Raw genomic sequence first — 13513 nt, 5'->3', positions numbered from 1 at the left:
ATTAGAACATATGAACAATTATTTGTAAAGGAGATGGGCAATGAATAATTCAATTTCTTTTTCAACTCAAAATCGAAAGACAATCATTACCAAAATGGAACAAGAGCTTTTTGATGTAATCGTGATTGGCGGTGGTATAACAGGAAGTGGAATTGCATTAGATGCTATTAGTAGAGGTTTAAACGTGGCATTAATTGAGAGAAAAGACTTTGCTTCAGGTACTAGTAGTCGTTCTGGAAAGCTGATACATGGTGGCTTGAAATATCTACAAAACTTTGATTTTCCAGTAGTCAAAGAAACTGGTTCTGAAAGAGAAATTGTTTACAATAATGCTCTTCACCTCGTTTATCCAATCAAAATGAACTTTCCTTTAATCAAAAATGAATCTTATAACCTATTAACATTAAAAGCTGGTCTAACTTTATATGATCGTCTAGCAGGAGTAAAAAAGGAAGAGCGACACAGAATTTACGGCAAAAAGAAAACGCTTCAAAATGAGCCTCTCTTTAACCCAAATACGGTTAAAGGTAGTGGAGTTTATGTTGAATATCGAACAGATGACAGCCGCTTAACGATGGAGGTAGCCAAAACCGCAGCGGAGAAAGGAGCTCAAGTTTTAAATTATGCTGAAATGACCGAATTTCTCAAGAATGAGGAAAATATAGTAAAAGGGATTGTAGTTAAAGATCATATTGAAAGCAAAACCTTTACTATCTATGGAAAACATATTGTAAATGCTGCTGGTCCATGGGTTGATGTCGTTCGAAAAAAGGATAGACCCGTTACTGGTAAATATATGGTTCTAGCAAAAGGTATCCATATTGTATTTAATCGAAAGTCTTTACCAGTAAACTCCTCCATCTACTTCCAGCATAAAGGCCGAATGATAGCGGTAATCCCCATTGGTAATCGAACATATGTGGGTTCCACTGAATCAACATATAAGGAGGATATGGATGATATTCATGTAAATCTTACAGAAGTACATTACTTACTCGGTTGTTTAAAAGATATGTTCCCGAATCTTACCTTGAGTGTTAGCGATGTAATATCTAGTTGGGCCGGTATAAGACCACTGATTGGTCAAGAGGGAAAATCACCTGCAGAACTTTCTCGGCATGATGAGATATTCGAATCCGATACCGGACTTATTACTATCGCAGGAGGCAAGTTAACAGGTTACCGAAAAATGGCTGAAAGAGTCATGCAATATATCGAGAAAAAAGAGAAGAAGGATGTAACCCCATCCAAAACAGACACTATAAAATTATCAGGTTCTCAGTTTAACAATCAACAGGAGCTAGAATCCTATGCAGAGAAGCTTACTGGATATTATCATGATATTCACCTAGATAAGGAGGATATTCTAAATTTAGTCTATAGATATGGTTCTAATACGGATCTAGTTTTACAATCAATCAGTAGCTATAAACAGCTTGAAAGTAAAGAAGATATGGCGATATTAGGGGAGCTTAGGTATACCGTTGAGCATGAGATGGTCACTTCTTTAGTAGACTTTTATGATCGGAGAACTAGTTACTTACTATTTGAACCTCAAAAAGTAACTAGTTCACTAGATCTAGTAAGTGATGAATTAGCAAAACTATTAAGTTGGACACCCGAAAAAAAACAAGAGGAAAAAAGACAACTATATTATGCCATAAGTAAGACCCATTCTTTTAAATAAAGTAATATAAGGAGGAATATACGTGCACATTGTCGCACTGACAGATAAAGAGACGCTTCAATATACGGAAAAGGCTATCCCAGATATTACAGAAAATGAAATTCTACTAAAAGTTCATGCTATTGGAGTATGCGGCTCCGATCTACGTATCTATAAAAATGGGGATGATCGAGTTAACTATCCTAGAGTTATTGGACATGAGATTGCTGGTGAAGTTGTTAAAATAGGGAAAATGGTAAAACGCTTTAAAATAGGGGATCGTGTTACATTAGGTGCTCATATTCCATGTGGTGAATGTTTATTCTGCCAAAAAGAAGAAGGGCATCAATGTGTAAAAGGAGAGTCTGTTGGCTATCAGATTGATGGTGGCTTTAGTGAATATGTTGTGTTACCAAGAAATTTTGTTGAATATGGCTCCATCCAAAAAATCAAAGATTCTACCTCCTATGAGCTTGCCTCTTTATCCGAACCATTTTCTTGTGTTTTAAGTGGTTTAAAGGAAGTAGAAATAAATGCTGGCGATACGGTTGTTGTATATGGAGCAGGTGCTATTGGATGTATGTATATTGCTGCAGCCAAAAAAATGGGGGCTACAAAGGTAATCACTATTCAACGTTCAAAGCCTCGACAAGACAAAGCTTTACAGGTCGGTTCAGACGTTGTAATAGATCCAAACTCCACCAACACATTCGAAAAAGTGATGGAAGAAACAAATGGACTTGGAGCCGATGTCGTGATTATTACCGCTCCTTCAGCATCAGTGCAAAAAGAAGCACTAGAAATCGCCAAAAAAACTGGGAGAGTATTATTTTTTGCCGGAGTAAAGCAATTGAATGAAATATCTCTAAATACTAATCATATCATTTATAAACAACTGAAAATTGTGGGAACCCATGGTGCACCTAGAAGGTTACATGTTGAGGCAGTAAAGTGGATTGATGAAGGTATCATCGACTTTTCTTTCTTTATCACGCATAGGTTTTCATTGCGAGAAACTGAATTAGCATTTAAAACTGCACTAAATAAAGATGGCTTAAAATGTATTGTACTTCCTCATAATTAGATAAAATCCCTTCTATCACTAGGAGGGATTTTCTGACCAATCAAATTTCCGATTTTATTAATTCCTGAGCAGTTCGGTCGTCTGTTATTAAAACATCTAAATAACCACCTTGAAGAGCTGCCTCAATACTTTCTAATTTATAGGAGCCTTCTACTATTCCGATAACCTCAGGAATATTTTTAATTTCTTCTAGATTTAACCCGATAACCTGTTGATTTAGTGGATGATCCAACTCATTACCAACCGCATCATAGAAGCGAGAGCTGATATCTCCTACAGCTCCTGCCTTACGTAACGAAACTAAATCACTTTCATTTAAGTAGCCGATTTTTTCCATTGTGGAGCCTTTGAATGGATTTCCTATTCCAACGATTGCTAAGTCCACATTTTTTGCTTCCTCCAACACATCTGCAATATCTTTTGTACTAATTAATCTTTCTTTCAAATCTAAAGACTCTACAAGTGCTGGAGCATATAAATAAGAACATTTACTGTTCATTTTTTGGGCTAGGTTAAAAGCTAGTTGATTGGAATGAAGATGAACAAATTCGCTACCCATTCCACCTACAATTGGAACAATATGAACATCCTTTTTGCGCTCATAAGGATATTCTTCTACTACAGAAAGCAAGGTAGATCCCCAAGAAATCCCTAAGCTTTTAATATTATTTGAGCGTTTCACAAGATAAGATGCTGCCGATTTCCCTAATTGCCGCTTTACCATTTCTGGTGCATATCCTGCCGTAGAAACCACCATTACTTCCTTCAATTTAAATTTCTTAGCTAACTTCTGCTCAAGTTCTACTGTTTGAAACGTCTCATCCTTAATATAAATCTCTATAATTCCTTCTTTTTTGGCATTATTTAATAGCTTAGATATGACGGGACGTGATACATTATATTTCTTTGCTATTTCAGCCTGTGTTTGTCCTTCAAAATAATATAGCATCGCTACTTTTACTAATAACCGTCGTTCTTCCCAACTTAACATAGTATCGCTCTTTTCTAGAATCGCATTTTTCTATCTTACCAAGATGATAAGATGTAATCTACACAGTGTCAAGATACGTAATGACTATGTCAACATCAGGCAACAAAAAGGAGAGTAGCTAACCTACTCCCCTCACTCAAGCAACTAGTTATGGAACTTATCTCTTTCTAAGGATGGAAAATTACTTTAACAGAATCCATTTCACGATTCGTAATCTTTTGGAATGTTGCTGGGCCTTCTTCTAATAGTAAACGATGAGAAATCATCGGTGCAGACTTTATTTGTCCGGTACTCATATAATGTATAGTTGAACTCCATTCTTTACCTGGGAAAGGTGCGGAGATGGCATTCCAAGAACCATAAACTGTTAGCTCATTACGAACGATTTTTTCAAAGAAAAAGCGCTCGATGTTGATATCTGCATACGGAATCCCCATGAATACGACCTCTCCACCTTTACGTGGTAGGGCGAATACTTGTGCTGATGTAATGGGAGAACCCGCTGATTCCACCGCTAAATCTACACCACGTCCGTTTGTATGCTCCATGATTTGTTCATGAGCAGGCTTCTCTAGTGAATTGATCGCGACATCAGCACCAAGCTCTTTCGCAATTGCTAGCTTTTTATCATCGATATCGATTGCATAGACCTTCTTCGCTCCGAAAATCTTCGCCCATTGTACTGCAAGCAAACCAATACTACCTACACCCATAATCGCTACTTCTGCACCAGGTTGAATAGTTGTACGATAGAAGCCATGCGCTACAACAGCTGAAGGCTCTACCATAGCTGCTGTGTCAAAATCCACATTATCTGGTAGTGGAATAACATGTGTTGCTGGAAGCTTCGTATATTCAGCATAGGCACCAGGACGATAAGCACCAATGACAGATAGCTTCTCACATCGTGCTGGTTCCCCCTTCATACAGTAATCACATTCACCACAAACAAAAGCTGGGCAGCCTGCAACACGATCACCAACTTTGACATTGGTTACACCTTTTCCAATTTCTACAACCTCTCCAGCAAACTCATGACCAAACGTCATCCCTTCCACATATGGACCAAGTTTACGATAGCGAGACGTATCCGATCCACATATTCCTACAGATTTAACTTTTATAATCACGTCGTTCAAATCTTCAATGACTGGTTTTGGCGTGTTCTCTTCAAAACGGAGATCTTCTACTCCATATAAATTTAATGCTTTCAAAACAAACACCCTTTCCCTTGTTGCCAATTAACTAGCTGACTTATTTTCCGTTTTCTTGGTGCTAGTGAAAAGTTTATATCCTGCAAAACCTATAATAATCGCGTTAAAAATCATTTGATGTTCAAAGTAAAACGCACTTATTGACCGAAAAGGCCCTAACATAAAGTCTAATAATGAATCTACCATTATTTTCCCTCATTCCTTTTAAAAGATTTTATAAGCTCCATAACCTACCGCCTTATACACTAGTTACTAGATTAGTAAGAGGATGTAGATACGCCACCACTTACAATCGCTACTGCTCCACTTGCACCGATACGATTTGCACCGGCTGCTACAATATTCACAGCATCTTCAAATGTTTTCACGCCACCTGCAGCTTTGACGCCAATTTTGTCTCCAGCAACAGAACGAAGTAATTTAACATCTTCCACTGTTGCTCCTCCACCATTAAATCCAGTAGCTGTTTTAACAAAATCAGCTCCAGCTTCTATAATTAGTTCGGTAGCTTTTACTTTTTCTTCATCCGTTAGTAAAGCCGTTTCAATGATTACTTTTGTGGTTAAACCATCAGCAGCTTTTACCACAGCGGCGATGTCATCTCGTACGACATCATATTCACCAGATTTAAGTGCACCTAAGTTAACTAACATATCAATCTCAGTCGCACCATTCTTAATCGCTTCTTTCGTTTCTTCTACCTTCACATGGGTTGTTGCTCCACCAAGTGAGAATCCAATCGGAACCCCTACTTTAATTCCATGTGGGGATAATAATTCATGTGCATAAGATACATAGTAAGGATTCACAAATACGGTTTTGAAGCCATATTCAATGGTTTCTTCACAGAATGCTTTAATATCCGCTTTTGTTGCAGTAGGTGTTAACAATGTGTAATCTATTAAATCGATTAATTCTTGTTTATTCATTTGACATAGCCTCCCTGAAATCTAGTAATCTATTACTCTGCTGGTGTGAGTAAAACTTTAATTGCTTCACCACTCTTAATTGCTTGGTATGCCTCATCCCATTTCGTTATATCAAAGATGTGGGTAACTAGTGCTTTCGCATTCACTTTCCCTTCGTTCATTAATGCTAGAGAAGGCTCCCAATCAGCAGGCTTTTGACTTCTACTTCCTACGACACGGATTTCTTTTTGAATGATTTTATCTAAATCAAATTGAATTTCTGGATTAGCAAATAGACCAACCTGTGCATACTGACCTTTCTTACGTAAAATATCTAGACCTTGTTTAGCAGCAGGAATTGCACCAGAGCATTCTAGTACGACATCGGCTCCATAACCATTGGTTAACTCATTAACAAATGCTTTCAAATCTTGCTCCTGTGTATTAACCGTATAGTCGATTCCAACTTCTAATGCTTTATCCAAACGGACTTTGTCATTCGTTAGGCCAGTAATAATAACGGTTGCGCCATAGCTTTTTGCTACTTGAGCAGCTAATAAGCCAATTGGTCCAGGACCGATAACGACAACTAAATCTCCTTCATTTATTTCTGTTTTCGCTACAGCATGATGGGTACACGCTAATGGCTCTGTCATAGCAGCAGATTGGTAATCTACATTCTCAGGAAGATGATGAACACTTTCTTTACGAGCAATTAGGTATTTTGTAAATCCACCATCTTGTTGTGAACCGAGTCCTTTACGATGGTTACAAAGATTATAATCTTGTGTCTTACAATACTCACATTCTCCACAAATATAAAAAGTTGTCTCAGAAGTGACACGATCCCCAACTTTAAACTCGGTTACATTTTCACCAACTTCAACAACTTCCCCTGCAAATTCATGGCCTAATGTTACTGGAGTAGCCACTTTATAATGCCCTTCATACGTATGAATATCAGAACCACAGATTCCAGCATATTTCACTTCAATTTTCACTTGATCTCTACCTGGTGATGGTTCAGGCTTTTCTTGTACTTCTAGATTTCCAAATCCTAATTCCGTTTTTACTAGTGCTTTCATTGTTGTTCTCCTCCTTATGAATAACGGTACAATCAAATAATTTCAGTGGGGATTATCGTTAAACCCCCACCGAAATTAAACGATGTAATTAGTTAAATAGGTCAAAGAATCTCCAGATAACCCAGTTAATTAAGTTACCACCTTGGTCAATACTGGAAACCATTGCAGAACCCTCTGGTAAATTGATACTTGCTTCTGTTGCCATTTGTGTAAATACCGGCGCAATATCTGTTGCCATATATAGGGATAATGCAATCATAATGGTACCTACAATGACAGAGTGAATGATATTACCACGAGCCGCACCTACAATAAATGCGATAACAAATGGAATCGTTGCTAAGTCACCAAATGGTAATACATTATTACCAGGTAAGATTACTGCGATTAAAACTGTAATCGGTGTCAAAATTAGTGCAGTTGCGATAACAGATGGATGTCCTAAAAGTACAGCTGCATCAAGACCAATTGTGATATCACTATCACCGAATTTCTTGTTTAACCAAGTACGTGCAGACTCAGAAACAGGCATTAAACCTTCCATCAAAATCTTAACCATACGAGGCATTAAGATCATAACAGCAGCCATAGACATACCGATACCAATAATGTCACCAATGTCATAACCTGCAAGCGCCCCAATGGCAGCACCTAGCACTAAACCGATTACCATAGAATCACCGAATACACCAAAGCGTTTCTGGATAGAATCAGAATCTGCTTTTAATTTGTTGATTCCAGGAATTTTTTGTAACCCTTTTACTAAGAAAATGAAAGGTGCGTAAGATACAGTACTACCAGTTGCTACGGATACACCAGGCATTTCGTAGAAGTCACGAACCATTGGAGTAGTCCAGTCAGCAATCTTAAGACATAAGATTTGGAAAATTACAGCTGCGATTAATCCTTGGATAACGCTTCCAGAAATAGCATAGATAACAGCAGCCATGAAGGTATAATGCCAGTAGTTCCAAATATCTACGTTCATTACTTTTGTTGTTTTGGTTAAAAGCATAACAACGTTTACAACTAGACCTAGCGGAATAATAAATGCCGCTACAACAGATGCCCATGCAATAGAAGATGTAGCTGGCCAACCAACGTCAATTACATTAAGTTCGACGCCTAGACGATCAACCATTCCTTGTGCTGCTGGTCCTAAGTTAAGCGTTAACAAATCAATTACTAAGAAAATACCAACGAAAGCAACCCCGATAGTTAAACCAGAACGGAATGCTTTACCAGGCTTTTGGCCGAAGAATAAACCAAGTAAAAATATCGCTACGGGTAGGATAACGGTTGCCCCTAATCCTAAAAATCCTTGTATAAAATCAACGAATGATTGCATTCTTTTTCCCCCTTATGAGGTGAAGCAACAGATTTGTCCAGGGAGGCCAATCTATGCGCTAGCCTCCTCACATAGACAAACATTTTCTTCACTACTTTTTAAGTTCCTCTAAGATTTGTTTCTTCGTATCTTCAATCCCGATACCAGTTAAGAAATTACGAGCATTAATAACCGGGAATGGATACTCCGTTTTTGTCATTGCAGTAGTTACTAGTAAATCTGCTGTGTCTACGTAGCTACCTACCTCAGCAATCTTGATTTGAACTAGATTCACATCGATGCCATTTTCTTTAGCCATTTCTTCAATCGCACTATTTACAACAGTAGAAGTGGCAATACCAGCTCCACATGCTACTAAAACAGTCTTTTTCGCCATTATCTTTCACCTCCTTCAAATGCAAGTAATTCTAACTTTTCCTCTAGTAATGTTTTTATAGTTGACTTATCCGTCGCACTCACAATAGTTCTTAATGTCTGTTCATCTTGGAAGACTTGCATAAGCTTCTGTAAAAGGGTTAATTGAGAGTGTGCTTCATCCATTGCTAGCATAAATACGATTTGTACTGGTGTAGTTTCACTGTCATCCCCCATGATGACAAAGTCTACTGGTTTTTTTAAAACAGCAACACTAATTGTTTTCTCGTTAACGTGTTCTACATCCGTATGTGGAATTGCTACAGAAACTCCTGCAGTTGGTAGTCCGGTTGCAAACTCACTTTCACGCTTTAAGATAGCTTGGATAAAGCTCGTCTTGACAAGCCCTCTATCCACCAAATTCTGTGCCACTGTTTCTAATACAACTTCCTTCGTTTCCCCTTCTACATCTAACAAGATTACAGATTCATCAAATACTAATTTCCCCATTGTTGTCACTCCACTTCTTTAACTTTCGTGCCGCTTACCTCAGTCGATTGAGTAACGTGTAATAATCTCGTATACACGCTCTACTGATTCGGCACTAATTAATTCATTCACTTCTCTCTCTGAACCTACTAAATTCATTAACTGCATTAAAGCATGGATATGCTTCTGCTTGTCTACAGCCGAAATTGCAATGATCAAATGAATATCATTTTCACTCGTGTACGATACCCCATGTTTAATTCGTAAAAGGCTCATCCCAACCTCTCGTGCCCCATCCTCAGGTGCAGCGTGTGGAATCGCGACACCTGGTGCAATCACAATATATGGGTCTTTCTCACAATACCGTATCATGGCATCTACATATTGAGGTTCAATCTTACCCTGTTCTATAAGTGGCTTAGCGCTTAAGCGAATCGCCGCTTCCCAAGAATCGACTGAATCAACTAATGAAATCGTGTCACTTGTTAGGAGATCACGTAATCCTAAATCATTTTTAGATAAATCTTGCGTGACATAATTCCCACGTTCAGTCGGATCTAGATATTGTAATAGCGCCTCTTTTAAAGCCCTTTCATTATGAACCGTAGCATGCTTTGAGATAATATCTAACAGACCCTCAACCTGGATGTCATCCTGAACATAACCATGGACACCCAGCATCACCTGTCTTCTCAATCGATATTTTTCTTGCTTTCCAAGAAAAACCTTTGTTACAAACAATTTTTTATTTGTTTCTAAATTAATAGGAGAAAAAATCACATCATATTCTAATGGATATTTTAAAAACTCTCGGACCGATAAATAATCAAGAAATACAAACTCTGGGAACAACTCTCTCAACTCATTAAACATCAGCCTGGATACAGAAACTCCTTGTGGACAAACAACGATTGCTTTGATTTTCTTATCAATACTTTCACCGTGTTTGTTCATCCACCCACCAATTAACATGGTGATGAAAGCCGTTTCATTATCAGGAATATCAGTTCCTAGCAATTCTCGAATCGGACCAATGGAACGTTTCACTAAATGATGTAATTCTTTAAACTCTCTGCTTACTGATCCTTGGAAAAGGACGGTGTCAGTAAGATGATATTTGATTCGATAATATGCTGGTTTCATATGCTGCATAAGCTTATCTAATAACTGATCGCGATCTTGAAGATAGATACATGCACTTTTTTCAAAATGACGTAGCATATTATCAATCGCTGGTAATAAATTCGGAATTTCTTTTCCTTCCATCATCTCGGTTGAAAAGACATTGGTCGTCAGAAGGTGTAATGTAATAAAAAGTCGCTCCGATAAAGGAATATGATCTATATCATTTAGTAACTCTTCGGTTGCTTTATATTCCTTTGTATTAGACAGCTCCTGGTATTCAATGGAAAAAGATTTCATTAGATGCCCTTTTTTAATCCTTCTAAACAATAGGATTAAAACATGTGGCATCATTTGAAGTTTTTCGTCGGTGAATTTCAAATTAAGCTGATTCTCCACCTTTTCAACACGCTTCTTAAACTCGTTAATCTCCTCATCCTGAATGGTGGCTATTTTCTTTAACCGAGTTTCGCCATCATTCAGCTGCAAGATATGGTAGGTCATATGCATGAGCAGTTTCCGAATTTGAAATTCTTTTCCTTCGAGTAAGTAACCAAACTTTCTCGAATAACGAATCGTTAATTCATAATCATCCACATAGCTTTGAGCTTGCTTTAAATCATTTAGAATGGTGTTCTTACTAACATCCAGTTCATATGTGAAATGATTAAGTGACAACTCTTCTTCTGAGCTAAGAATCATCATCAAGATAAGCTGAACTCGCTCTACCTCACGAAGAATCGGTGTTTCGATAGTAGTAGAAATAGCTTCGCTGTTTCCACTAAGCTTCGTAAACACGGCTTGGTTTACTACGAAATGGCCTTGCCTTGTTCTTTCAATAACTGGGAGATTATTACTCATCAGCCATTCATTAATCTTTTGAATACTATAACCAAGCTGCCTACGCGTTAATTTAAATTTCTTCTCAAGTGCTACACTAGTAATACTTGGATTACTAGTTAGTTCATCTAAGATCATTTTGTATCGATCACTTAGTACCACTTGCATCTCCCCTTGACATGTTTTATTGTAACACCTATTATACACCTTTTGTATCCGATTTCATCCCAATTAGTTGAACATCCATTGTACAATATTGTGATTTACATCATTAATCAAAGGATTTACAATTATTGTTCACAGTTATGTACAATTAAATCCTTGTTATTCCTCTTTATTCGTTATACTATTAATCTGTGAAAGCAATTTCATTTCACTTATCTAGTTAAATAGAAAAGGAGATTATTAGATATGACGACTGTTGAACAATTATCGATTAATGCTATTCGTACATTATCAATCGATGCAATTGAAAAAGCAAACTCAGGACATCCTGGCTTACCAATGGGCGCTGCACCGATGGCCTATACACTTTGGACCGATTTCATGAATCACAATCCTAAAAACTCAAAATGGTTTAACCGCGACCGCTTTGTCCTATCTGCTGGTCATGGTTCTATGCTTTTATACAGCTTGCTTCATTTATCTGGCTATAATGTAACCATTGATGATTTGAAAAACTTCAGACAATGGGGTTCTAAAACACCAGGACATCCAGAAGTTAACCATACAGACGGTGTTGAAGCGACAACTGGTCCACTTGGCCAAGGAATCGCTATGGCTGTTGGTATGGCAATGGCAGAACGTCATTTAGCAAGTAAATATAATAAGGAAGATTTAGCTGTTGTGGATCACTATACGTATTCACTTGTTGGTGATGGTGATCTAATGGAAGGAATTTCTCAAGAGGCAGCTTCTCTAGCTGGACATTTAGGTTTAGGAAAGCTAATCGTTTTATATGATTCAAATGATATCTCACTGGATGGGGATCTTGACCGTTCCTTCTCAGAAAGCACACAAGATCGCTTCAAAGCACTTGGATGGCAAGTGCTATACGTAAAAGACGGTACTAATATTGAAGAAATTAGAAAAGCAATCCAAGCAGCACAAGCAAATAGCGAGCAACCTACATTAATCGAAATTAAAACAGTTATCGGTTACGGATCACCTAATAAATCAGCATCTTCTGCTTCTCACGGTTCACCACTTGGTGGAGATGAAGTAAAATTAACAAAAGAATTTTACGGCTGGGAGCATGAACCTTTCGAAGTACCAGAAGAAGTATATACTGACTTTAATGAAAAAATCGTGAAAGCCGGTGCTGAAAAAGAAGCAGCATGGAATACATTATTAGCTCAATATGAAGAACAATATCCAGAATTAGCCAAAGAGCTTAAGCAAGCAATTAATGGCGAACTTCCTGAAGGCTGGGAAAAAGCAATCCCTACTTTCGAAGCTGGTGTAGACAAGCTTGCAACGAGAGACTCTTCTGGAAAAGTATTAAATGCCATTGCAAAAGCTGTACCTAACTTTATCGGAGGCAGTGCCGACTTAGCTGGTTCCAATAAAACAACAATTAACGGTGAAGAGGACTTCACTAGAAACGATTACACAGGTCGTAACATCTGGTTTGGTGTACGTGAACATGCTATGGGTGCTGCATTAAACGGTATGGCGCTACACGGTGGATTAAAAGTATTCGGTGGTACGTTCTTCGTATTCAATGACTACCTACGTCCTTCTATTCGCTTAGCAGCAATTATGAACCAACCTGTAACATATGTTTTAACACATGATTCTATCGCAGTTGGAGAAGATGGCCCTACACATGAACCAATCGAACATCTTGCAGCATTACGTGCAATGCCTGGTCTATCTACAATCCGCCCAGCTGATGCCAATGAAACAGCTGCAGCATGGCGCTTATCTGTAGAATCTACTGATACACCAACAGCCCTAGTTTTAACTAGACAAGCACTTCCTACTTTAGAAGGAACAAAAGAACATGCTTATGAAGGTGTTCAAAAAGGTGCTTATATCATCAGTGATTCAGAAAAAGAAACACCAGACGCACTTCTTTTAGCAACTGGTTCCGAAGTACAACTAGCTGTACAAGCTCAAAGTATCCTAAAAGAAAAAGGTATTGACGTCCGCGTAGTAAGCATGCCATCTTGGGACCGATTCGAAAAACAAGATGCAGCATACAAAAATAGCGTAATCCCTTCAAACGTCAAAGCGCGTGTAGCTGTAGAAATGGGAGCTACATTCGGCTGGGAACGTTATGTAGGCCTAGATGGTAAAGTACTAGGTATTGACCGCTTCGGCGCATCCGCACCTGGAAATGAAGTAATCGAAAAATACGGCTTCACGGTAGAAAACGTCGTGAAAGCAGTAGAAGAAGTATTATAATTT

Annotated in this window: 11 protein-coding genes; 3 read left to right on the top strand and 8 right to left on the bottom strand. The window is 38.1% G+C overall.

The window, feature by feature from the left end:
• The first annotated feature begins 40 nt into the window (after nt 1-40).
• A complete protein-coding gene (locus KGF86_RS17200) occupies nt 41-1687 on the top strand; it encodes a glycerol-3-phosphate dehydrogenase/oxidase (RefSeq protein WP_186870741.1) in 1647 nt (548 codons plus the stop codon).
• A 22-nt stretch (nt 1688-1709) separates the two neighbouring features.
• The gene (locus KGF86_RS17195) at nt 1710-2750 is read left to right on the top strand and encodes an alcohol dehydrogenase catalytic domain-containing protein (RefSeq protein ID WP_186870740.1); all 1041 of its coding nucleotides are present in this window, start codon (nt 1710-1712) and stop codon (nt 2748-2750) included.
• A 40-nt stretch (nt 2751-2790) separates the two neighbouring features.
• On the opposite strand, the gene KGF86_RS17190 is transcribed toward KGF86_RS17195, so the two are convergent.
• The 8 genes from KGF86_RS17190 to KGF86_RS17155 all read right to left on the bottom strand — a co-directional run bounded on the left by KGF86_RS17190 (nt 2791) and on the right by KGF86_RS17155 (nt 11269).
• Nucleotides 2791-3741, bottom strand: coding sequence for a sugar-binding transcriptional regulator (locus KGF86_RS17190; RefSeq protein WP_186870739.1), 951 nt, complete (start codon nt 3739-3741; stop codon nt 2791-2793).
• A gap of 167 nt (nt 3742-3908) precedes the next feature.
• Nucleotides 3909-4955, bottom strand: a complete 1047-nt coding sequence (locus KGF86_RS17185) for a galactitol-1-phosphate 5-dehydrogenase (RefSeq protein ID WP_186870738.1) — start codon at nt 4953-4955, stop codon at nt 3909-3911.
• Nucleotides 4956-5212: 257 nt separating this feature from the next.
• Nucleotides 5213-5884 (bottom strand): deoxyribose-phosphate aldolase, encoded by a 672-nt coding sequence (deoC, locus tag KGF86_RS17180; protein WP_186870737.1) that lies wholly within the window; start codon nt 5882-5884, stop codon nt 5213-5215.
• Between the two features lie 32 nt (nt 5885-5916).
• A complete protein-coding gene (locus KGF86_RS17175) occupies nt 5917-6948 on the bottom strand; it encodes a zinc-binding dehydrogenase (RefSeq protein WP_186870736.1) in 1032 nt (343 codons plus the stop codon).
• 88 nt (nt 6949-7036) lie between these two features.
• A complete protein-coding gene (locus tag KGF86_RS17170) occupies nt 7037-8296 on the bottom strand; it encodes a galactitol-specific PTS transporter subunit IIC (protein WP_186870735.1) in 1260 nt (419 codons plus the stop codon).
• A gap of 91 nt (nt 8297-8387) precedes the next feature.
• Entirely contained in the window at nt 8388-8672 is a 285-nt protein-coding gene (locus KGF86_RS17165) for a PTS sugar transporter subunit IIB (RefSeq protein ID WP_186870734.1), read from the bottom strand.
• The gene (locus KGF86_RS17160) at nt 8672-9160 is read right to left on the bottom strand and encodes a PTS sugar transporter subunit IIA (RefSeq protein ID WP_186870733.1); all 489 of its coding nucleotides are present in this window, start codon (nt 9158-9160) and stop codon (nt 8672-8674) included. Before KGF86_RS17160 ends, KGF86_RS17165 begins: the two co-directional genes overlap by 1 nt.
• 39 nt (nt 9161-9199) lie before the next feature.
• Nucleotides 9200-11269: a BglG family transcription antiterminator gene (locus KGF86_RS17155; protein ID WP_246521685.1), complete on the bottom strand. Its 2070-nt coding sequence runs from the start codon at nt 11267-11269 to the stop codon at nt 9200-9202.
• A gap of 243 nt (nt 11270-11512) precedes the next feature.
• Here KGF86_RS17155 and tkt point away from each other — a divergent pair, with 243 nt between their 5' ends.
• A complete protein-coding gene (gene tkt / locus KGF86_RS17150) occupies nt 11513-13510 on the top strand; it encodes a transketolase (protein WP_211742554.1) in 1998 nt (665 codons plus the stop codon).
• Nucleotides 13511-13513: the final 3 nt, after the last annotated feature.

This window comes from Ornithinibacillus massiliensis, from assembly GCF_018310345.1.
Taxonomy (GTDB): Bacteria; Bacillota; Bacilli; order Bacillales; family Amphibacillaceae; genus Ornithinibacillus; species Ornithinibacillus massiliensis.
This window is presented reverse-complemented; position numbering and strand designations above follow the sequence as displayed.